Source organism: Agathobaculum massiliense, from assembly GCF_900291975.1.
Classification (GTDB): Bacteria; Bacillota; Clostridia; order Oscillospirales; family Butyricicoccaceae; genus Agathobaculum; species Agathobaculum ammoniilyticum.
The window spans coordinates 2,678,196-2,699,384 of sequence record NZ_OMPN01000001.1; the positions used below are offsets into that span (position 1 = coordinate 2,678,196).

At 53.3% G+C, this 21,189-nt stretch carries 19 protein-coding genes and 2 pseudogenes; 9 read left to right on the top strand and 12 right to left on the bottom strand.

The window, feature by feature from the left end:
- Positions 1 to 155 precede the first annotated feature (155 nt).
- Entirely contained in the window at positions 156 to 2,033 is a 1,878-nt protein-coding gene (locus DBQ51_RS13615) for an AAA family ATPase (protein ID WP_107631825.1), read from the bottom strand.
- Between the two features lie 89 nt (positions 2,034 to 2,122).
- On the opposite strand from DBQ51_RS13615, the gene DBQ51_RS13620 reads away from it, so the two are divergent.
- The gene (locus DBQ51_RS13620; protein WP_107630382.1) at positions 2,123 to 2,542 is read left to right on the top strand and encodes a nuclear transport factor 2 family protein; all 420 of its coding nucleotides are present in this window, start codon (positions 2,123 to 2,125) and stop codon (positions 2,540 to 2,542) included.
- A 77-nt stretch (positions 2,543 to 2,619) separates the two neighbouring features.
- Here the strand turns inward: DBQ51_RS13620 and mobQ are convergent, their stop codons facing one another.
- The 10 genes and pseudogenes from mobQ to DBQ51_RS13675 all read right to left on the bottom strand — a co-directional run bounded on the left by mobQ (position 2,620) and on the right by DBQ51_RS13675 (position 10,225).
- Positions 2,620 to 4,137 (bottom strand): MobQ family relaxase, encoded by a 1,518-nt coding sequence (gene mobQ / locus DBQ51_RS13625; protein WP_107630381.1) that lies wholly within the window; start codon positions 4,135 to 4,137, stop codon positions 2,620 to 2,622.
- Between the two features lie 242 nt (positions 4,138 to 4,379).
- Positions 4,380 to 4,676, bottom strand: a complete 297-nt coding sequence (locus tag DBQ51_RS13635; protein ID WP_107631826.1) for a DUF3847 domain-containing protein — start codon at positions 4,674 to 4,676, stop codon at positions 4,380 to 4,382.
- A gap of 122 nt (positions 4,677 to 4,798) precedes the next feature.
- Positions 4,799 to 5,422, bottom strand: a complete 624-nt coding sequence (locus DBQ51_RS13640) for a VanZ family protein (RefSeq protein ID WP_006861283.1) — start codon at positions 5,420 to 5,422, stop codon at positions 4,799 to 4,801.
- Between the two features lie 130 nt (positions 5,423 to 5,552).
- Positions 5,553 to 5,849, bottom strand: a complete 297-nt coding sequence (locus tag DBQ51_RS13645) for a hypothetical protein (RefSeq protein WP_107631827.1) — start codon at positions 5,847 to 5,849, stop codon at positions 5,553 to 5,555.
- Between the two features lie 134 nt (positions 5,850 to 5,983).
- Positions 5,984 to 6,199 carry a transposon-encoded TnpW family protein gene (locus DBQ51_RS13650; protein ID WP_107631828.1) on the bottom strand — a complete coding sequence of 72 codons (216 nt, stop codon included), beginning with the start codon at positions 6,197 to 6,199 and terminating at the stop codon, positions 5,984 to 5,986.
- A gap of 79 nt (positions 6,200 to 6,278) precedes the next feature.
- A complete protein-coding gene (locus tag DBQ51_RS13655; protein WP_107631829.1) occupies positions 6,279 to 8,153 on the bottom strand; it encodes a recombinase family protein in 1,875 nt (624 codons plus the stop codon).
- Positions 8,154 to 8,182: 29 nt separating this feature from the next.
- Positions 8,183 to 8,482: pseudogene (locus tag DBQ51_RS13660) on the bottom strand (recombinase); the annotation flags it as partial.
- Entirely contained in the window at positions 8,479 to 8,955 is a 477-nt protein-coding gene (locus tag DBQ51_RS13665) for a PcfB family protein (protein WP_002569165.1), read from the bottom strand. The gene DBQ51_RS13665 and the pseudogene DBQ51_RS13660, both read right to left, overlap by 4 nt.
- Before the next feature lie 41 nt (positions 8,956 to 8,996).
- Positions 8,997 to 9,218: a DUF5348 domain-containing protein gene (locus DBQ51_RS13670; RefSeq protein ID WP_002569164.1), complete on the bottom strand. Its 222-nt coding sequence runs from the start codon at positions 9,216 to 9,218 to the stop codon at positions 8,997 to 8,999.
- Positions 9,219 to 9,241: 23 nt separating this feature from the next.
- Complete coding sequence (locus DBQ51_RS13675) at positions 9,242 to 10,225, bottom strand: DUF6017 domain-containing protein (protein WP_002569163.1); 984 nt, start codon at positions 10,223 to 10,225, stop codon at positions 9,242 to 9,244.
- Between the two features lie 255 nt (positions 10,226 to 10,480).
- On the opposite strand from DBQ51_RS13675, the gene DBQ51_RS13680 reads away from it, so the two are divergent.
- Positions 10,481 to 11,965 (top strand): recombinase family protein, encoded by a 1,485-nt coding sequence (locus DBQ51_RS13680; RefSeq protein WP_456236517.1) that lies wholly within the window; start codon positions 10,481 to 10,483, stop codon positions 11,963 to 11,965.
- 28 nt (positions 11,966 to 11,993) lie between these two features.
- Positions 11,994 to 12,398, top strand: a pseudogene (locus DBQ51_RS13685) (helix-turn-helix domain-containing protein); the annotation flags it as partial.
- Positions 12,399 to 12,446: 48 nt separating this feature from the next.
- On the opposite strand, the gene DBQ51_RS13690 reads toward DBQ51_RS13685, so the two are convergent.
- Positions 12,447 to 13,892 carry a lipopolysaccharide biosynthesis protein gene (locus DBQ51_RS13690; RefSeq protein ID WP_159068194.1) on the bottom strand — a complete coding sequence of 482 codons (1,446 nt, stop codon included), beginning with the start codon at positions 13,890 to 13,892 and terminating at the stop codon, positions 12,447 to 12,449.
- A 163-nt stretch (positions 13,893 to 14,055) separates the two neighbouring features.
- On the opposite strand from DBQ51_RS13690, the gene DBQ51_RS13695 reads away from it, so the two are divergent.
- From DBQ51_RS13695 to DBQ51_RS13720, 6 genes are all read left to right on the top strand, one after another.
- Complete coding sequence (locus DBQ51_RS13695; RefSeq protein WP_054328067.1) at positions 14,056 to 14,547, top strand: hypothetical protein; 492 nt, start codon at positions 14,056 to 14,058, stop codon at positions 14,545 to 14,547.
- A gap of 119 nt (positions 14,548 to 14,666) precedes the next feature.
- Positions 14,667 to 16,910 (top strand): polysaccharide pyruvyl transferase CsaB, encoded by a 2,244-nt coding sequence (gene csaB, locus DBQ51_RS13700; protein WP_242977981.1) that lies wholly within the window; start codon positions 14,667 to 14,669, stop codon positions 16,908 to 16,910.
- The gene (locus DBQ51_RS13705) at positions 16,907 to 18,085 is read left to right on the top strand and encodes a glycosyltransferase (protein ID WP_107631832.1); all 1,179 of its coding nucleotides are present in this window, start codon (positions 16,907 to 16,909) and stop codon (positions 18,083 to 18,085) included. Before csaB ends, DBQ51_RS13705 begins: the two co-directional genes overlap by 4 nt.
- A gap of 309 nt (positions 18,086 to 18,394) precedes the next feature.
- On the top strand, positions 18,395 to 18,886 hold the full coding sequence (gene purE / locus DBQ51_RS13710) for a 5-(carboxyamino)imidazole ribonucleotide mutase (protein WP_107631833.1): 492 nt from the start codon (positions 18,395 to 18,397) through the stop codon (positions 18,884 to 18,886).
- An 80-nt stretch (positions 18,887 to 18,966) separates the two neighbouring features.
- Positions 18,967 to 19,677, top strand: a complete 711-nt coding sequence (purC, locus tag DBQ51_RS13715) for a phosphoribosylaminoimidazolesuccinocarboxamide synthase (RefSeq protein WP_054328062.1) — start codon at positions 18,967 to 18,969, stop codon at positions 19,675 to 19,677.
- A 61-nt stretch (positions 19,678 to 19,738) separates the two neighbouring features.
- Positions 19,739 to 21,160, top strand: coding sequence for an amidophosphoribosyltransferase (locus tag DBQ51_RS13720; RefSeq protein WP_107631834.1), 1,422 nt, complete (start codon positions 19,739 to 19,741; stop codon positions 21,158 to 21,160).
- The last annotated feature ends 29 nt before the right edge of the window (positions 21,161 to 21,189 follow it).

The window sequence follows — 21,189 nt, forward strand, 5'->3', positions numbered from 1 at the left end:
TGTCAAGTGCTTTTTTGAGTTATTGACGCAACATAGGCTCTTTTTTCCACGATAAAGCCCCACGCGGTCATACATGGGGCGGTGGAATTATGGTTGAAGTGGCGAAGTGGCAAAGTGGCAAGGTATCTGGATTTTGCCAGTTGGATTTTGCCAGTTCACTTTTTTAGGGCGTGATACCATGCTGCGCCGATACGCTTTGAAGTAATGCGCCCGTCAAGATTTTTCTTTGCCGCCCGGACAGTACGGGCAGAAATCCCTGCGTCGGCTGCGGCTTTCTCTATGTCCTCGCTGGCAAGCTCTTTCCCGTCTGCCAGTAGGTCAAGTATCAGCTTTTCAGCCTGTTCGGTTTTGGTGGCGTTATTGCCGCCCGCACCGGACAGCAACTCGTCGGCGGTTATATCATATTCGCCTATCCACTCAAAGCCTGTTTCCGGGTCAAGGCAAAAGGCAACGGGCTTTCCCTCCGGCGCAAGGGAAGATTTGTCGTGAATGATAACACGCACATTCGGCTCACGCTTCACGCGCCCGATTAAAAGGACGCTCCTTGCTGCGGCTCTAAAGTCGATAGAACCTAAGCCCCTGTATGCGCTCTGTCCTCCGGCAGCTTTGTTGAGGTGTCCGATAAGGATAACGGCGCACCCGGTACGCTCCGCAACTTCGGCAAGGCGACGAAAAATGGGGCGCACCTCGTTTGCCTTGTTCATGTCAGCTTTGTCGCCCATATACGCCTGTATGGGGTCAAGGATAATCAGACGCGCCCCGTTCTGTATGATTGCTTTCTCTATGCGCTCGTCGGACAGGGTAAGCTCCCGTTTTGCTTCATCAATCACAAGCACCCGGTCAAGGTCTGCGGCAGCTTCTATCAAGCGGGGCTTGACGGTATCGCCCAAACCGTCCTCGGCGGTCTGATAAATCACTTGAAACGGCTGCATGGGCTTCATGCCCGGAAGCGTCCCGCCAGTAGTACAGGCAGCGGCAAGGCGCAACGCAAAGGTGGTCTTTCCCTCGCCGGGGTTGCCCTGTACTATGGTTACTTTCCCAAAGGGGATATACGGTTTCCATAGCCATTCAACGGTCTGTGTGTCAACGTCGCTCATGCGGGTACTCCCAACGGTTGCTTCCTGTGGCGGCTCTTTCAAGCCATAGACAGCTTCCCGCAGATATTTCCCGTCTGTGATTTCATTCCGGCGCGTCTGCACCTCGTTCCAGTCTTTGAAAAGAGGAATAAGGCGGTGGACGGTCAAGCCCTCCGGCATAAGCTCCACAAGGCGGCTGCAAGCGTCGTTTCCGGCTTGGTCGCTGTCAAGGCAGAGATATACGGTCTTGATGTTCGGGCGGTCAGAGAGAAAGCGCATAAGGGCTTTATCTCCCACGCCACCCAGCGCAAGATAGCTTTGCTTCTGCCAGTCCTTTTTGAACAGACAGAGAAAAGATAACAGGTCAATAGGGGCTTCAAAGACAAACAATCTTTCGCCCTCGCCCCGATAGCAGAAGTTAAAGGCTTTGTCGCTGCCTTTCACATCAAGCCGGAAGTTCCTGGCTGTGCCGCGCTGGTGGGCGTAGCGTGGTACTCCGTCCTCGTCCCGCCCTACGAATACGGCGTTATGGTGGGCGGCTTCCTCGTAAATATCCCCGGTGGAAAAGAAAAAGCCCGACACATCTTCATCAATGCGGCGGACGGCTGTGAGGTAGTTCCTCGCTATGCGGTTGTCGGGATTGCGGGGCGGCAATCGGAAGTCAGAAAAGGACGCGGGGCTTGGTCTGTCCGGCGGCGGTGCTGCGCCTTTTTCTCCCGTCAGCAGTTCTACGGCTTCGGTAAAGCTCTTTCCGAAAAACTCCATGACAAAATCAATGGGTGCGCCGCCTTTGCTTTGGCTGTGCCTGTACCATTTGTTTCCCCGGATAGTCAAGCTGTCATGCCGTTTCCAACGGTATTCCTGTCCGGCGCGGGTAAGCTGCTCGCCCTGTCCTTGCAGAAAAGAAACAAGGTCGGCTTGGTTGGCGCGGTCTATTTGTTCTTGGGTGTAATACATAGTTGATACCTCTCTTTCTGTGGTTGAATTGTTCATAGTTTTGATGTAGAATGAAACCGAAAAATCGGAAGTTAGTGAGGTGCTGGATTGTGAATGAAAGAGAAAAAATTATTCACTTATGGTTTGAAATGTGGCTTACAAAACAGGATTTAGGTATTGATGATATTTTTGCAGAAGATGTAATTTATACTGAAAGTTGGAGTCCAAAATATAATAACCGTCAAATCGTAAAACACTGGTTTCAGGAATGGAATACTCGTGGCAAAGTCGTTGCTTGGGAAATCAAACAATTTTTCCACAAAGGAAATCAGACGATTGTGGAGTGGTATTTCAAAAATGAAATGAACAATGGGAGCATAGAGGAATTTGATGGAATTTCGCTGGTTGAATGGACAAAGGATAATAAAATAAAATCATTGAAAGAGTTTGGTTGCAATTTGAATAATTATAATCCTTATGAGCATAGTGACCAGCCCGAATTTAGGGACGAAAGAGCAAGTTGGTTTTAATATTAGGTATCAATAGCGTCCATTTTATCAGAAAACATTTAGGACGGACAGGCAAAATAGCTTGCCCGTCCTTTTCTTTATCTCTCCTGTTCCTGCCGCTTGGTGCGGTTCTGTGTCTGCTCCGGCTGCTCGGCTTTCAGCGCAATATCCACGCATTTGCGTATCTTCTGAAGCTCGGCAACTTCGGCGCGGGCAGCTTTCAGTTTGGTGTAGTCGGTATCTCTCTGCGCTTTGAGGTCAGCGTATTCCTGTTTCCATTCGGAGATAGGCAGCGTCTTTGTATCCGTCAGATTTGCATGGAGATAGCGGCTTGCTGCGTTCCATAGAGTCAGCTCGGCGCGGTGGGCTTCCTCATACTTATCTCGTTTGTTCGTCCAGCCATTTTTCAGCTTTTTCAGTTCGGCATGAATGGGCTTATACTGCAAATAATTCTCGCCGTTCTCTATCAGCTTTTGCAGCTCTTTCATGCGCTGCTCGGCGGTTTTCATTCCCTCCCGGATAGAAAAGGCTTCATCACTGACAGAGGAAAGAGAAGCGTCCAACTCGTCAAGAGTGGAGATACCATGCTCCGCAAGATAATTCGCTGCCTGTGATATGGTTTTCAGTTCGTCGGCTGCGTGTTGATGCTGCCAGTTCTGCGAATACTTCCGGCTCTTTTCCCTCTGAACGCTCAAATACTTCATCAAAAGATTTGCAAGGTTCGGGGACTTCGGCGGCTGTAGTTTTCTTGGGGCGGTTTCCCACGCCGCAAGCAGTCCGGCAATCCATTCTTTGAGGTTGCCGATCTGCGCCCGGATTTCCTTTATCAGTCTATTTGATTTTCGGATAGTCCGGTTCAGTTCGCCTTTCTCGGTGGCTATGCCTTTCTTCTCCATTTGGCAGGCGGCTACGCCCATGTGGACAGTAGGTATCTCGTCAATTCCTCTCTCGGCGTTGCTGCGGTGGTCGATACGCTCTGTGCTTCCGGCGCGTTCAAGATAGCTGTTTGAAATATCAGCCCACGCCTTACGCCACAAGAGGGCGTTGCCTTTGTCGTTCCAACCTGTGAGGTCAACTTTGTGGGTCTTGTATCTGCCGCTTGGCAAGCGTATGCGCTCGCCGTTCTCGTCAAGGTCATATTCCTTTTTAGATTTCGCCGCCCATGCGCCGCGCTCGTCAAGTGGTCGCATAGTTAGCATGATATGACAATGGGGGTTGCCGCTGTCGGTGTCATGGATAGCAAAATCCACGCACATTCCTTTGGAAACAAATTGAGAGGAACAGTATTCCCGGACAAGCCGTATCTGTTCCTCTCGTGATAATTCTATGGGGAGTGCTGCGTCAATCTCACGCGCAAGCTGGGCGTTCCCGGCTTTCTCATAAAGCTCCACGCTGTTCCATAGTGTAGAACGGTCAGAGAAAGAGGGCGGGGCATGGGGCGGCAGCATGATTTCGGTATGGACAACGCCGCCTTTGCGGGTGTAGTCGTGGGTCATTCCGTCCCACTCGTTTGTCAGCTTTTCGCCGCTTCGGTAGGCGGCTGCGGCAACGGCTGATTTACCTTTGCCCCGGCTGACTATGCTGATGTTACAATGGTAAATGGCTATGGGTATCACCTCCAGTATAGCGGATATAAAACTTGTGGAAAATGAATAGCTTGCGTAGCAAGGTGTTCGGTTTCCGCAAGTACACAAAAGGGTAGACAGCGCAAGCTGTCGCAGGGGAAGTGTAGCGTCCCCTGTCTGCGGCAAAGCCGCCAATCGTAGCGCGGAGTAAAATCCCTGTGCGAAGATAAAGCCCTCGGCAGAGCGCACACGCCCGTTAGGGTGTATAAGTGCGCCCTTAGTGTCTAAGGGATTTATTCAGCGTTTCCGCTTTCGGCTCGTTTTTTCAGATATTTCCGTACCGGCTCACTCGTCAATGCAAGCCTAAGAAGTGCTGCGGCTTCCTCGTCGCTCATGTTCTTTGCTTCCGGCACAATGCTTTCAAAGACTGCGCCCCGAACGATAAGGCGGTGGCTGCGCGTTCTGCGTTCCTCTTTGGATAACTTCTGACGCAACATCTTTTCCCGGTTCTCAATCTGCCGGATTTTCTTCTTTCCGTCCTCAATTTCCGCTTGCAGTTCCTCGCGGGTTTTCTCTTTTGGTTTTGTCATGGTTGGTTGCTCCTTTCTGCTCATAGGCATAGAAAAAGGACAGTCGATTTTCTCGGCTGCCCTTGTGAGTGGGTTATTTTATTTATGTTGTGTGCTGTTTATTGAAATATTTTCATAACACTTTATCCGATGTTCAATACATCATGGATTACCCAGGGTTGAACTGTAACCATAACCATATATATATAAATTACAAACAAAAGCACTTCGACCGTACCATTAACATTCTCGGATTGAAGTTTTTTTCTAAAATTATTCGGCAAAGCTTTTGATAACAGATAATAAATCCAATATCCCAAACAGGCTCCAGCCGTATTTATAATAAGGTCATTTATATCCGATGAACCCCAGCCAAACATCTGAACAATTTCAACAGATAAAGAGAATAGAAAGCCAGTTAATGCAACTGTCTTTATGTGATGATACTTTTTATACAGAAATGGCAGGAAAACTCCTAAAGGTACAAATAAAATTAAATTAAGTATAGTATCTATTGGTCCGGTTATCATACCGAGAAACGGAATCAGGGAAATCTTTGGACTAAATGATATTGTGCTTGTATAGCCAATACCTGCTACGGTTAAAATTCCAAATAGATAATAGCAAAACACAAATACAGCAGCAATATGAAGAAGGCTTTGCTCTCTTCCCGATTTTCTAAGATATAAAAAATACAATATGAGAATTGGAACTATAAACACATACCCGCTAATCGAACGGATAATAATGTCAGAAATTGGTAGCATTTTTTTCACTCCTTTACTTGCTATCAAAAATTGTTTTCAAGTATATTATACATAATCGTGAGCCAAAATTAAAGTCGCATATTATTAAGTTTTTCTTCAATTTATCTGAATACCTGTGCTTGTATCTACATCATTTTAGCCTGTCGGCGGCGTTGTTCTCTCTGGCGTACCGCCGTGCTGCTTCCCGGCGTTCCTCGCTGTATGGGGCGGTCAGACGGAAAGAGAAACGCCCCTTTGCAATATCAAACTCCATGCAGCCTGTTTCGGGGTCTGTGTCGGTCTTGCAGCACTCGTCTGGGTACTGCTCGGCATAAGCGGCAAGCCGCCTTTTGAGGTTGGTGTTGTGGGTTCGGATATGGACAAGGGGGTCTTTCTCGTCAAACCATATATCGGTGGTCTTTTCCTGTTTGGTAAGCCCTGTTCTCATGCAAACTCCTTTCTGCGTCCCTGTTACCGGGTAGGGGCATTTTTCGGGTGTTTTCCTCGGCTCTTGACTTGGGTAAAACGGCGTTTTTGACGATAAAAACCGCCCGGACGGGGAATGTATCGTTGAGGCGGCTGTTATCGCAAGATTTCTGTTTTTTCCGGCTCTTGACCGTCAGACGCAGAAAAACGCAGACTGTCGGCAAGTATCGTTTTCAGCAGCTTGTCGGAGAATGTTTCTGTACCATTGGGATTGAAAAACAGCTCCACAACAATGGTCTGCCCGTTCCTCTGTGTCGTGATAATTCCGTCCGGCTTGGTCGGCGGGGTGTGTGTTCCTTTCTTTTCTGTCAATAGGTTGCTCCTTTCTCCGGGCGTAAAAAAGGGACTTCCCGTAGTTCGGAAAATCCCTCTATGATGTTGCTATTCTGTTTTATGGTGCGGACAGTGCGGCGGCAGCCTGCGCCTTTTTCTTCGCCCGATATTCCCTCGCTTTGATACGGTCGTACTCCCGTTGCTTTTCAAGATTTCTCGCCCGGTATTCTCTTGAATAGTTGCGGTGGTAGGCTCGGCTCTTTTCCTTTCTTGCTTCTTCGATTTCCTCACGCATTTGCCGGATTTCCTGCTCTGTCGGCTCCGCAAGCTGTGTCAGTTCATTTTCAAATCTGCCGATATGGTTAAAATATATCCCGACATGCTGAATAGCCTGTTTTGCCCTTTTCTTGTCGCGCTCATGCACTTCAATCCGGCTGATAAACTCGTTGAGGATAGTCGGAGTAAGGTCGGTAAAATCAGCGTAACGGTCTATCAGCTTTACAAACTTCTGCGCCCGTCCTCCCGCGTTCTCATAAGCGGACAGCTGCTCTTGGAGCGTGGCAAGCTCCGCTTTCAGCGTGTAGTATTCTTCCGAATACTTCTGCGACATCTGCTCATAACGGTCTTGTGGGATCGTGCCGAGGGCATTGTCCTCATAGAGCTTATTCAGCACCTTGTCAATCTGTTCAAGGCGCGTCGTGATTTGCGGGATACGCTTCTGCTGCTTCTTGGTCTGGTCGGTCTGCTGCATGGCAAGGTTCTTTTTCACTAATGCTTCAAACTCCGCCCGATTGCTGATAGAATAGTCCTCGATTTTCTTCAGCACTTCCGCGATGGTCTGCATGAGCAAGTCCGCGTCCATGATGTGCGGGGAATGGCATTTGGGGTTCTTGGCTTTTCCCTTGTGGTACTCGCTGCAAAAAGCAACGTGCCGCTTGCCGCCGTTCCGGTAATCAATACGAATGTGCATTTTTGCGCCGCAGTCCTTACAGAAAAGTAAGCCGGACAGAGGGTGGATTTCCCCGTCCCCGTTGGGGCGTCTGACGGGTGCGTTTCCCAAAATCCGCTGTACGGTTTCAAAATCGCTGCGGCTGATAATCGGCTCATGCACATTTTCTGTGATGTGCCATTGGCTCCGGTCTACATAGTGGTTATGTTTATCCCGGAAATGCTTTGTAGTCTTGAAGTTGACTACATCGCCGCAATACTCCTGCCGTGTGAGGATATTGGTCAAGGTGGCTTTGTTCCACTTGCAGCGGTTATCCTCGTTGAGTGTCTTATTTTTACAGGTTCCCCGCCCGCGGTCTTTCATGTAGAAAGTGGGGGTAGGGATTTGCTCCTGTGTCAGATATACGGCGATTTGGTTGCGGTTCTTCCCACCGATAAACAGGCGGAAAATAAGGCGTACAACCTCGGCAGCTTCCTCGTCGATTATCCAAAAATCCTTGTTGTCCGGGTCTTTGACATAACCGTAAGGGGCTTCGGTGACAATCGGCTTTCCACTCATGCCTTTGGTCTTAATGCCCGTTTTCACTTTCTTGCTGATGTCCTTTGCATACCACTCCGACATGATATTGATAAAGGGCGCAAACTCCAATGTGTCGGGCTTCTCGCTGTCAATGCCGTTGTTGACCGCGATAAAGCGCACATTGTTCCGTCTGAATATCTCCATCGCGTTTCCGACTTGGAGATAGTCACGCCCCCAGCGGGTAAGGTCTTTCATAATGCAGACACCGATTTTCCCGTTTTCCACATCGTCCATCATGCGGGAGTAGGCAGAACGGTCAAAAAACCTGCCGCTTTCGTCATCGTCGATGTAGTGCCGGATATTGGTTAGGTGCTGCCCTCTGGCATAGTTCTCCAAAAATATTTTTTGGTTCTGTATGCTGTTGCTCTCGCCGCCGTCCCTGTCCTCGTCGCCCACGGAAAGGCGGGAGTAAAGGGCTGTAATTTTGCTATAATCAGTCATGTGCATAACCTCCTGTGCGTCCATATAGGTGTTGTTTACACTTAGGATTATGCACCACAACGCGCCGAACCGTATTCTGTCCCGCGGCGGTATTTCTTCGCGTTCTTGCCTTTGGTGTAGATAATCAGCCGGACAATGACCGCCCCCGCAATGCCGATAAGTAAGTCTGCCGGGTGGAAGCTCGGCGCGATACTGGAAAAGGCGGTGGTAAAACCGTCCCCAAGATGTAGCAGCTTTGCGCTTGCGTCCGCGCCGGGGGATAGACGGACAGCCGCGCCCACTTTATCAAAGAGCCAGACAAAGAGCAGATACGGGAGATTTAGGATAAGCAGCTTCTTGATTTCCGGCTTCATAGCGATACCTCCCTGTCCTTGTTCTTGACCTTTGCCCGTTCCGCGTTCTTGCCCTGTGCGGCTTCTTTGAGCGTAGAGAGCAGCTTTCGGATAGAGGGCTTTTTCTCCTGTGTCAGCTTCTTTGCGGAAAACTCCTTAAAGGCTGCGGTCAGCACGTCCGCGTCCCGCCCCTTGAAAAAAACCAGATAGCGGGGCGGGCTTTCCGTTGCGTCCTTTTTCAGCGCAAAGTCGATACCGTACTTTTTCGCCGTACTCTCAAAGGCTTTGATATTGCCCTCGGTAATCTCAATGTTGGAAACGCCCGCGTTCTGCTTCATAAGCTGCTTTAAGCTCTGCTTTCCCTGTGGCGGTTTTGCAAGCTGCTTTTTGCCCTTTGACAGTATGGCTTTCATTGCCTTTTGGAGCGTCTGGGCGGTCAGCTTCCCGGTCTTGATGTAAAGGGCTATGGTCTTTTCGTTTACTTCGTCCTGCAATTCCTCGCGTCCTCCTTTCGCGTTTCTTTATGGGGCGGCGGTCAGATACGCACCCGCAGCCCGTTCAAGTCCTCGGCTCTGATACCCACAAGATACCAGTTGTCGCCGTACTCAATCCGGGTCGGCTTCCACTTGCCCCGCACGAATACGTCAAAGCACTCACCGCAATGCAAGCCCCCGTAGTAGCTGTTTAAGTCAAAGCGAATGTCGTAACGGTCGGTGCGCTCGTCAAATACCAATGCTCCTGTCATTTTCTGTGCCATAATAAAATCCTCCTTTTGTTGTTTTACAGGCTTTCGCCCGGTTTGAATGAATAATAGTCCGGGTCGCCGTACTGCGGCTTCTTCGGTGACAGTGCGCCGCTTGCCATGTCATGGGCGACAAGGGAAGTGTAATAATTGCCGATAGTGGACGGGGCGTTGAAAAGGGCTGCTTTCAGATATTGCTTGATGTTGCGGATTTTCGTTGTGTTCTCCCGCATACAGTCAAGCACAAAGCGGATATGCTCGCCGTCCAGTTTCATAAACTTAGATTTCACAAGCTCTGCCGGGTAGTCGTCCCCCGCAATCCGTACCCGCTTTCTGGCGGTGCATACGGTTTCAAGCATGAGGTCTACAATCTCGTCCAGCCTGTCCCCGTCAAACTTCATGTCCTGTTTGAGAATGTGGTAGTCGATATTGTCCTTGATGATTTCCCGGTATATATCAACTGCGCTCTGTGCTGCCGCTTCCGTTCCTTTCCGTTCCGGCGGCGTAGCCGCTTCTCTGCAAGGAGAGGGGTTAGGGGAAAGGATAGGAATGGAATGGGTACTTGATAAATCTGTATTTGATTTTTCTTTTTTTGGTAAGTCAGTTCTTTGTATATCTTTATTTAATTGCGTTGGATTTTCCAACGTAGGTTTTTCCAATGTTGGTTTTTCCTGCGTTGGATTATCCAATGTTGGATTTTCCAATGTAGGTAAATCCGGCGTAGGCGGCTGCGGCTGCTCGAATATCACATAGTCCGCGCCCCGCAAGCGTCCTTTCTCGTCGCGCTCCCTTGACCGAACGATATACCCGGCGCGTTCAAGCTCCTTAATGGCTTCGCGGATAGCGTCTATCTTCTCCCGGTTGATAAGGGATAAGCCTTTCAAGGTGTAGTCCCAATCTTCGGGGAGTGACAGCATTTGCGACAACAGCCCTTTTGCCTTTAAGGAAAGCTCCTTGTTGCGTAGGTGGTGGTTGCTCATTACGGTGTAGCCCTTGTTCCGTTCCACTCTGAAAACTGCCATAGTAAATCACTCCTTTTGCTGTGGATTTGTTACGCAGTAGAAGCGCGGTTTCGGGGGATAAGGTATAAATCCCTTGCCGCGCCAGATACGCGCCCGCAAAATCGCTTGTAGCAAGGCTTTTTCTGCCCCTACTGCGTAACAAAGGGCATAAAAAAGCGGCGTTCCTGTTCTCCCATGTAGAGAGTAAGAAACGCCGCTTCTGCGTCGTATTCAGTTTTTAGTACAATACCCTGCTTGTCCGTCGCTCGAAAAACCTTGATTTTCCAGTGTTTTCAAAAGTATCGTTATCTAACGTCAGCTTTTGACAGACCGAGTTTTCAGAGAATGATTGAGGATATAGAGGCAGGAAAAATCAACTGTGTTGTAACAAAAGACCTTTCCCGACTTGGCAGAAATTATATTATGACAGGACAATATACAGAATTGTATTTTCCCAGCCATAATGTCCGTTACATAGCGATTGATGACGGTGTAGACAGCGAAAAAGGCGAAAGTGAGATTGCACCATTTAAGAACATTATCAATGAATGGGTGGCAAGAGATACGAGCCGTAAAGTGAAATCAGCGTTTAAGACAAAATTTGCAGAGGGTGCTCATTATGGGGCTTATGCTCCGTTAGGATATAAGAAACACCCTGATATCAAAGGAAAACTGCTGGTTGATGAGGAAACGAAATGGATTGTTGAAAAAATCTTCTCCCTAGCCTATCAAGGCTACGGTAGTGCAAAAATCACAAAGATACTGCGAGAAGAAAAAGTCCCGACAGCGTCTTGGCTGAATTTTACAAGGTATGGTACTTTTGCACATATCTTTGAGGGAAAGCCCGACAGCAAGCGTTATGAGTGGACGATTGCTCATGTCAAGGCAATCTTAAAAAGTGAAGTCTATATCGGGAACAGCGTTCACAATATGCAGTCTACGGTATCGTTTAAGAGCAAGAAGAAAGTACGAAAGCCTGAAAGTGAATGGTTTCGAGTAGAAAACACGCACGAGCCGATTATTGACAAGGAAGTGTTCTATCGTGTGCAGGAACAGATAAAATCAAGGCGTAGACAGACAAAGGAAAAGGCAACGCCGATATTTGCAGGGCTTGTCAAGTGTGCGGATTGTGGCTGGTCTATGAGGTTTGCGACAAATAAGGCGAATAAAACACCGTATAGTTATTATGCTTGCAGTTACTACGGGCAGTTTGGCAAAGGTAATTGTTCTATGCACTACATTCGTTATGATGTGCTGTATCAAGCCGTATTGGAACGATTGCAATATTGGGCTAAGGCAGTACAGCAGGACGAAGAAAAGGTATTGCATAAGATACAGAAAGTCGGTAATGCCGAGCGAATACGGGAAAAGAAGAAAAAGGCAAATGCCTTGAAGAAAGCCGAGAACCGACAAAATGAGATTGACCGATTATTTGCGAAAATGTATGAAGATAGAGCCTGTGAGAAGATAACAGAACGAAACTTCATTATGCTGTCGGGAAAATATCAAAAGGAACAGATAGAACTGGAACAGCAGATAACAAGCCTAAGAGAAGAATTAAGTAAAATGGAACAGGATATGATAGGTGCTGAAAAGTGGATTGAGTTAATCAAGGAGTATTCCGTACCAAAGGAACTGACAGCACCGTTATTAAATGCAATGATAGAAAAAATACTCATTCACGAAGCAACAACGAATGAGGAGAACGAAAGAATACAGGAAATAGAGATATACTACCGATTTATTGGAAAAGTAGACTGATAATGAGGCTTCATATCTTTAACTAAGGGAAAGCGGCTTGTCAGTTCCTGATTCTGATATGTTGATCTCCCTATCGGAAGCGCTTGCAACACCCGTGAGCACGCTGCTTGGAGAAAACGTCACGGAGCCGGAAGCTGATGACTTAAAGGCGATTTCCGCAAAGCTAGAGGTGATAAACTTGCAGCTCGCACAGAGAAAAGCCGCAGGAAAGAAAATGCTGCATTGGCTCCTTATCGCATTGTGCGCAGGCATAGCAGCAATTTTTGCATTCTTATTGGCGTTGGAAAGTCCTTACCTGGGCTGGGATTACAGTGATCCGGAAACGGCTGTTCTCGGCGTTGCGTTGCACGCATTTGAATGGCTGTTTGTCAGAGTGGCGCCGCTTATCTTGGTTGCTGCATTCCTTGGACTTTTCCTGACACGAAAGGACTAGATGATGAAACCCGAAAGGCAGATACAGTATGACCGTATCTGCCTTTTATTATCGCTTCAGCCTTTTCAGTACGGCTTGCGCTTCCGCACGTCCCTCGCCGCTGGCGATGATGGCTACTGCGTACACCGCCGCGCCCGCCGCGACCGCGCAGACCAGCCGCAGCAGGTTATTCGCGGGCAACAGCGTGCAGCCAAACGCCGCCGCGCCGCAGAGCAGCGCACAGACCAGGATGCGCGCCAGGCTTTTCGCGGGTACGCGGAAAATAAAGCGCTTGCGCACGCGCACCGCCGTAATGATAAAATACGAGGCGAACGCGACGACCGAGCCGAGCGCGCCGCCGGTGAACCCGAGCGTTTTGAGCAGCACAACGCTGCACACTACCTTGATGGCCGCCGCCGCTGCGCTGTTCTGCAGCACATGGATGGTGGACTGCTCCAGCTCATACGCCTTGTTGGCGTATTCGGTCAGCCCCATGAAAAGCATGGCGAGCGCGGTGTAGGCGATGACCGGCGCGCCCGCGTCGTACCCCGCCGCGAACAGGAAGCGGGACATGGGCAGCGCCACCGCGGACAGCCCTGCGACAGCCGGTACCGCGATCAGCAGATACAGCCGCACGCCCTGGTCGAGCAGCGGCTTGGCGGCGGCCTGTCCGCCGTCGCGCCAGGCGCGCAGCACGTTCGGGTATACGCCGCGCATGATGCCGACCGAGATCATCGTAAAAATACCAGAAGCGATCGAGTTGTTCTGGTTGTAGACCGCAAAGGCCTCCTTGCCGAAAAAACCCGTCACCAGATAGCGGTCGATCATGTTGAGCAGCGCGACCGCGATCGATACCCCCATGAGCGGCACGCCGTAGGCGAAAAACTTGTGCAGCAGGGGGCGGGAGAACCAGCGCAGGCGCGCGACCGTCGGGATGGACAGCGCGAAGACCGCGCCCAGGCCGGCCAGACCGTCCGCGAGGGTGTTGGCGATGAACGCGGGCGCGGCGGAGGGGTAATCGGATGCGCCGTGGACGATCGCATAAGCGATAGCCAGCTTGCCCGCCGCGGAAAACAGGCTGAGCGAGATGGAGGCGCGCATCCGGCCGAGCTGGATCAGCGCGGAGTTGAGGATCTGGAACACGGTATAGCTGAAGAACATGCACGCGCCGCCGAGCCAGACCGGATCGCGCGTGACCGCGGCCGCGCAGAGCGCGACGGCCGCGACGGCCGCGCAGATCAGCAGATAGATGGCTGAAACGGTCGAAAACAGCGCGCTGGCGCGGTCCCTGCGGAATTCCTCGCCCACATAGCGCGTGGCGGCGTTCGCCATCCAGCCCGCGACGACCAGATAACAGAACTGCACGGTCGTGTTGACAATGCCGAACGTGCCGACCGCGCCCTGTGTGAAAATATGCGTATACAAGGAAGAGCACGCGATGACGAGCAGCCCCTCGACCACCTTGGCGGGGAGGAACAGCATCGCGTCGCGCGTCATAGTGTTTTTACCGGACAAATGAGGAACCCTCGCTTTCGGTCAGATAACCATAGTATAGCATGATATGGCGGCAAAAACAAATACGGCTTTGCTGGAAACGCCTTTTCCTTGCGGCGGGCGCGGCGGTATGCTATGATAAAACCGGATGGAACAATACACAAGCTGTGAACGGAGGAATGCAATGTACAGCCAAAGAGGGAAGATCAGGATACCATCCTATGTTTTTATTTTGCTGTTGGCCGTTATTTTGGGCGGCTACCTGTTCAGCGGCGGGCTGGCCGGTGTGAATGCCCGCGCGCTTGAACACGCGGTGGAGGCAATACCGGAGGAGTCGACCCAGGTATCCCTGAACGAGCTGGTCCCGTTCGAGTGGGACGAGGTATATACATTTGGCCCATATACCTCGAAGGAGGAAATCCAAAGCATCATCCGGCTGGACAGTGACGCAGTCAAGGAGAGCGTCAGCGAGGGGATGGTGCAGCTTGTGTTTGTCGAGTGGGGGAAGGAAAGGGTCGTGGCGAGCGTTTGTGCGTATCCGGATAACCTTGGCTACGATATCCGCATCCCTTTCAATCACGGGGACGAGGGATACGGCGTGCTGCGCTATGAGGACAACGCCGTGTTCTCCAAAAGCACGGAAAACGGCGTGACCGTTCTTACCTATCTCCCGTGAGCGGGAGAGCCGCCCCTGACGGGCGGCTTTCTTTTGCATTTGCCGGTGTTCCGTGGTATACTATGGTATACTCATGCGAGTATTACCAGCCTTATCAGGAGGAGTTGCCCTTGCGAGTCATGCATGTTATGGGCGGCGGCGACGTGGGCGGCGCCAAAACCCACATTATGAATATGGTCACCGGCCTGAGCCGGCGGAACGAGGTTATGCTGCTTTCGTTTCGCGCAGGCCCGTTTGCGGATGAGGCGCGTGAGCGCGGCATCGACGTCCGCGTGATCGAGCGGCATAACCCGTTCCGCGCGGCGCGCGCGATGCGCGACCTGGTGGACGAGTTCCGGCCGGACATTATCCACTGCCACGGCGGTCGCGCCAATCTGATGGGGGCGATGGTACGCCGTTCGCGCCAGGTGCCGATCGTGACGACCGTGCATTCGGATTATAAGCTGGACTATCTCGGCAATCCGTTCAAGCAGCATACATTCGGCGCGGCGAACGCGGTCGCGCTGCGTTTTCTGGATTTTTACCAGCCGGTCGCGGACCGGATGGCGCGCACGCTGATCGAGCGCGGCTTCGATCCCGAACGGATTGTGAAGATTTACAACGGCATGGATTTCAAACGGCCGGAGGGCGAATTTGACCGTGCTGCCTATCTGCGGGATACCTACGGCGTGGAGGTGGAGGAGGGCGACGTGCTGTGCGGGATCGCCGCGCGTCTGACCGCGGTCAAGGATATTGCGACGACCGTGCGCGGCTTTGCCGCGGCGCTTGAGGAGGCGCCGCAGCTGCGCCTGTTCATCGCGGGCGACGGCGAGGATGAGGAGATGCTCCGCAGGCTGTGCGCCCAGCTCGGCGTGGCGGAGCGCGTGACGTTCTGCGGCTGGGTTTCCCCAGTCGGGCCGTTTTTCCGCGCAATGGACATCAACCTTTTGTCCTCGGTGTCCGAAACTTTCCCGTACTCCATCCTCGAAGGCGTCTGCGCGGGCTGCGCGACCATCTGCTCGGATGTGGGCGGCATGCCCGAACTGATCGACACGGGCGAAAACGGCTATATTTTCCCAGTTGGGGACGACCGCCAGCTTGCCAGATACATGGCGCGCCTGGCAAACGACCCCGCGCTGCGCTGCGCCTTTTCCGAGGCGCTGTACGACAAGGCCTCCCGCGAGTTTTCCCGCGAGAATATGTGCGCGCGGCAGGAGGCGAATTACCGCCATCTGCTCGCCCGCTTCCACCGGCCCAAACACGAGCGCGAGAGCATCGTGATCTGCGGCGCGTACGGGCGCGGCAATGCGGGCGACGACGCTATTTTGGAGGCGATCGTGCAGGAGATGCGTGCGCTCGATCCGGAGCGCACGATCTGCGTTATGTCCCGCCGCCCGAAAGAGACTCGCCTGGTCTACCGGACGAACGCGATTTATACGTTCAACGTGTTCGCCGTGCTGCGGCGGTTCCGGCGCGCGGCACTGTATATCAACGGCGGCGGCTCGCTGATGCAGGACGTCACCTCAACGCGGTCGATCTGGTATTACTGCTACACCCTGCGCGCGGCGAAAAAGCGCGGCTGCAAGGTGATGATGTACGGCTGCGGCATCGGCCCGATCAACCGCGCGGGCAACCGCGTCATGGCGGCCAAGACGATCGACCGGTCGGTCGACCGCATTACGCTGCGCGACGATAACTCCCGTTCGCTTCTGGCCGAGATGGGCGTGACCCGTCCGGACATCCGCGTATCCGCCGACCCGACGATTATCCTGGACCCCGCGCCGCGCGAGGTCGTGTCGCTCGCCATGGAGCAGAGCGGCATCGATCCTGAGGGGCGCTATATCGGCTTCGGCCTGCGAAACTGGAAAGGGCTGGACGCGGCGTTGCCCGAGATTGCGGCGGCGGCCAATTACGCCTATGAGAGACATGGGCTGACACCGGTGTTCGTCCCCATCGAATTCCCGAACGACCTGCTGCCCGCCGAGCGGGTGGGGGCGCTGCTCCGCTGCCCGTGGCACGCGGTGCGCACCCGCCAGCCGATCGAGGTGACCATCGGCATCCTGGCGCGCATGAAAACCGTGGTCGGCATCCGCCTGCACTCGCTGATGTTTTCCGCTGGACAAGGCGTGCCGGTCGTGGGCATGAGCTACGACATCAAGGTGGACGGTTTTCTCAAATATATCGGCAGCCGCACCTGTCTGCAGCTGCAGACCGTGCGCGCGGAGCCGCTGTGCCGCCTGATCGACGAGTGTGTGTCCGGCGCGCTGGATGGGGAGGTGCGCCGCACCGCCGGAATGCTGCGCGAGCGCGAGCAGGAGAACGTGCGCTGCGCTGCGCTGTTGCTGGGATTGAAGTGTGAAAAAAAGGACGGGGAAAACGCATGAAAAACCATATCGTCTGTCTGTCGACGACCAACTACCACCCGCTGCCGACCCGCAAGCAGAACGTGATGAGCCGCCTGCGGAACGCGGAGGTGCTGTATTTTGATCCGCCGGTGTCGGTGATTGCGCCGCTCAAGGCCAAAAAAGCGTCCGCGTATCTCTCGAAATACAAGCGGCCGGGGGAAAAGGTGGAGGGGCATGAAAACATCACGGTCTACGCGTTGCCGCCCGTCCTGCCGTTTTTCAACAAGTTCCGGTGGGTCAACCGCCTCAACCAGAAGCGCCAGGCCGCATTCGTGCGCCGGAAGATGTGCGAGCACGGCTTCGGGGAGGAAACGGTGCTCTGGTGCTACTCGCCGTCCTCCTGCGATATCGCGGCGCATGTGCCGCACCGCGCGCTGGTTTATGACTGCGTGGACCGCCATTCGGCTTACAAGGGGCATATCGATCCGGTGGTGGTGGACCGGATGGAGCGCGACCTTGCGGGGGTGGCGGATCAGGTGTTCGCGACTGCGGTCGGGCTGGCCGAAACGCTGGAAAAGGTGAACCCCACGACAAAAATGATCCCGAATGGCGCGGCGTATGAGATCTTTTCGCGCGTGCAGACCGAAAAAGGCAGCCTGCCTTGTCCGGAAGATATGAAAAGCCTGAAGCATCCAGTGTTCGGGTTTGTGGGCATGCTGCAGGAGTGCATCGATTACGCGCTGATCGAAAAGCTGGCAAAGGATCGGCCGGATGCGACTGTTTTCCTGATCGGCCGGACGCTGCCGGGCGTGGACCTGTCGCATTTGCGGCAGTATCCCAATATCGTGTTCCACGGCCTGGTGCCGCAGCCCGAGCTGCCTGCGTACCTGGCGCAGATGGATGTATGCCTGAATGTGTTTCGCGCGGGTGCGCTGAGCCGCGACGTATCCCCGCTCAAGTTTTACGAGTACCTTGCGACCGGCAAGCCGGTGGTTTCCACACGCGAGCCGCTGCAGGTCGAGGATTTCGCGGACGTGGTGTATATCGCGCACGACGCGGACGAGTTTATCGCTATGTGCGACGCGGCAGCGACGGAAAATGATCCGGAGAAAGTGGCCAAACGGTTGGCCTATGGCGCGCAGTGCTCCTGGAGCGAGCGCGTGCGCCAGATTGAGGCGGTGCTGTACGGAAAGGGCGTTCTGCACGAAAGCTGAGAGCCGCGGCCCCCATCTTTGGGCATTTGTACAAAACGAGAAAAAACGGCGTAAAACGCTTGCAATACACAGGCGCTTTGGATAAAATATTAATGTATCTCCACTGATAGCAGGACAAGCAGCGAAAGAGGTGTACACATGATCGGAAGCGTGTTTCTGGATAAGGCGGCGCAGTCTATCCGCATGCAGTTCTTCAATCTGGGTACCGGGCATTCGTGCATGCTTTCGGGCATCGGTGCAGCTAATTGAGCGCGTATATAGGACACGGGTCTATCCGTGTCCTCATTTGTTTTTGAGGAGGAATATGCGATGAAAAAGGTGCTCGTCGTCATGGGGTCGGACAGCGACCTGAAGGTTATGGAAAAATGCGTGGACCGGCTGAAATCGTTTGCCATACCGGCCGAGGTGCGGATCTGCTCCGCGCACCGCACGCCCGCGGCGGCGGAGCAGCTTGCGAAAAACGCGGCGGCAGAGGGCTTCGGCGTGATCATCGCAGCGGCGGGCAAGGCCGCGCATTTGGGCGGCGTGCTGGCAGCCTACACCACGCTGCCGGTCATCGGTGTGCCGATGGGAACCAGCGTGATGGGCGGCATGGACAGCTTGCTGTCCATGGTGCAGATGCCCAAGGGCATTCCGGTCGCGTGCGTGGCGATTGACGGCGCGGACAACGCAGCCATCCTAGCGGCGCAGATGCTCGCCCTGTCGGACGAAGCGCTTGCCGGAAAACTGCGGCAGTTTAAGCAGGAAATGGCCGACGAGGTCATGGCCAAGGATGAAAAGGTAAAGGCGCAGTTTGCGTAACCACCTGCGCGGACTGGGTAAAACCCAAAAACAAAGGTTTGTTTGTTTTTAAATTACACATATAAATGGAGGAAATGGACATGCAAAAGAAAGAGCAGATGTACGAAGGAAAGGCAAAGAAAGTGTTTGCGACCGACGACCCGAACCTGGTCATCGTCGATTACAAGGATGACGCGACCGCGTTCAACGGGGAGAAAAAGGGGACGATCGTCGGCAAGGGCGCGATCAACAACGTCATGTCCAACCACATGTTTCAGCTTCTGGAGCAGCAGGGGGTGCCGACCCATTTCGTCGAGCAGCTCTCTGAGCGCGAAACGGTTGTGAAAAAGGTTTCTATCGTACCGCTCGAGGTCATTATCCGCAACATTTCGGCCGGCTCCTTTGCCAAGCGCTACGGCGTGGAGGAGGGCATCGTGTTCGACGAGCCGACCGTCGAATTCTCCTATAAGAACGACGATCTGGGCGACCCGCTCATGAATGCGTACCACGCGATCGCATTGAAACTCGCCACCCGCGAGGAGATCGAGCAGATCAAGGGCATGGCGTTCAAGGTCAACGAGGTCATGAAGCAGTATTTCGATACGCTGAACGTACTCCTGGTCGATTTCAAGCTGGAGTTCGGCAAGACTGCGGACGGTAAAATCGTGCTGGCCGACGAGATCAGTCCGGACACCTGCCGCCTGTGGGACAAGACCACCAAGGAGAAGCTGGATAAGGACCGGTTCCGCCGCGACCTGGGCGGCGTCGAGGAAGCGTATCAGGAGATCATGAAGCGCGTGCTGGGCAAGTAACCGCCTGCGGGAACGCGCCTGATCGGGCAAACCCAAAACCGGAAAAAGATAAGGAGCAACTATGGGAGGATTTTTTGGCGCGGTCTGCAAGCAGGACTGCGTACTGGATATATTTTTCGGCGTGGACTATCATTCGCACCTGGGTACACGGCGGGGCGGCATGATCGTCTACGACAAGGAGGTCGGCTTTCAGCGCCAGATCCACAATATTGAAAATACCCCGTTCCGGACCAAATTTGAAAAGGATCTGCAGGATTTCCAGGGTTGCAGCGGCATCGGCTGCATCAGCGATACCGACCCGCAGCCGCTGCTCGTGCGGTCCCACCTTGGCCTGTACGCGCTGACCACGGTTGGTATCATCAACAACGCGGAGGAGCTGGTTTCCCGCTATTTTTCCGACCATGGCCATCAGTTCATGGCCATGAGTTCGGGCAAGGTCAACTCCACCGAGCTGGTTGCGGCGCTCATCAACCAGAAGGACGACCTGGTATCCGGCATCCTGCACGCGCAGGAGCTGATCGACGGCTCGCTCACCCTGCTCGCGCTGACGCGGGAGGGGATCATCGCCGCGCGCGACAGGCTGGGTCGCCTGCCGGTGCTGATTGGCAGAAGCGAGGACGGGCATTGCGTTTCGTTCGAGTCGTTCGCGTACCACAAGCTCGGCTATGAGGATGCCTATGAGCTTGGGCCGCGCGAGATCGTCAAGGTCACGGCGGATGGATTTGAAACGCTGTCGCCGGCCGGAAAGGAAATGAGAATATGCGCGTTCCTCTGGACGTATTATGGCTATCCCAATTCCAATTATGAGGGTGTCAACGTCGAGGTGATGCGCTACCGCAACGGTGAGATCATGGCGTGCGACGATAAAAAGCGCGGCCTGGCGGAAAATGTGGATTTTATTGCCGGCGTGCCGGATTCCGGCGTGCCGCATGCGATCGGCTACGCCAACGAATGCGGCAAACCGTTTGCGCGTCCGTTTGTCAAATATACCCCGACCTGGCCGCGCTCGTTCATGCCGGCCAACCAGAAGATCCGCAATCAGGTCGCCAAGATGAAGCAGATCCCAGTACCCGAGCTGATCGAGGGGAAAAAGCTGCTGTTCGTGGACGACTCGATTGTGCGCGGCACCCAGCTGCGTGAAACCGTTGAGTTCCTGTACGAATCCGGCGCAAAAGAGGTCCATATGCGGTCGGCCTGTCCGCCGATCATGTACGGCTGCAAATACCTGAATTTCTCCTCCAGTAATTCCGAGATGGAGTTGTTGGCCCGCCGCACCGTGCAGGAGCTGGAGGGCGATGAGGGGCAGAAGCACCTGGAGGAATACGCGGATGCGAATACCAAGCGCGGCCAGTGCATGCTCAAGACAATTTGCGAAAAATTTGGATTCAGTTCGCTCGGCTATCAGTCGCTTGACGGACTGCTGGAGGCCATCGGCCTGGACCACGATAAGGTCTGCACCTACTGCTGGAGCGGCAAAGAATAAGCCGCTCCCATATTAAACGACGAAGGAGT

Bases quoted from the DNA above. Each gene is read 5' to 3' on its own strand.
- DBQ51_RS13675 (WP_002569163.1), bottom strand. From the start codon at position 10,225: ATGGCAGTTTTCAGAGTGGAACGGAACAAGGGCTACACCGTAATGAGC.
- DBQ51_RS13695 (WP_054328067.1), top strand. From the start codon at position 14,056: ATGTACAGCCAAAGAGGGAAGATCAGGATACCATCCTATGTTTTTATT.
- csaB (WP_242977981.1), top strand. From the start codon at position 14,667: ATGCATGTTATGGGCGGCGGCGACGTGGGCGGCGCCAAAACCCACATT.
- DBQ51_RS13655 (WP_107631829.1), bottom strand. From the start codon at position 8,153: ATGGACGCACAGGAGGTTATGCACATGACTGATTATAGCAAAATTACA.
- DBQ51_RS13720 (WP_107631834.1), top strand. From the start codon at position 19,739: ATGGGAGGATTTTTTGGCGCGGTCTGCAAGCAGGACTGCGTACTGGAT.
- DBQ51_RS13670 (WP_002569164.1), bottom strand. From the start codon at position 9,218: ATGGCACAGAAAATGACAGGAGCATTGGTATTTGACGAGCGCACCGAC.
- DBQ51_RS13705 (WP_107631832.1), top strand. From the start codon at position 16,907: ATGAAAAACCATATCGTCTGTCTGTCGACGACCAACTACCACCCGCTG.
- DBQ51_RS13615 (WP_107631825.1), bottom strand. From the start codon at position 2,033: ATGTATTACACCCAAGAACAAATAGACCGCGCCAACCAAGCCGACCTT.
- DBQ51_RS13635 (WP_107631826.1), bottom strand. From the start codon at position 4,676: ATGACAAAACCAAAAGAGAAAACCCGCGAGGAACTGCAAGCGGAAATT.
- purC (WP_054328062.1), top strand. From the start codon at position 18,967: ATGCAAAAGAAAGAGCAGATGTACGAAGGAAAGGCAAAGAAAGTGTTT.
- DBQ51_RS13640 (WP_006861283.1), bottom strand. From the start codon at position 5,422: ATGCTACCAATTTCTGACATTATTATCCGTTCGATTAGCGGGTATGTG.
- purE (WP_107631833.1), top strand. From the start codon at position 18,395: ATGAAAAAGGTGCTCGTCGTCATGGGGTCGGACAGCGACCTGAAGGTT.
- DBQ51_RS13645 (WP_107631827.1), bottom strand. From the start codon at position 5,849: ATGAGAACAGGGCTTACCAAACAGGAAAAGACCACCGATATATGGTTT.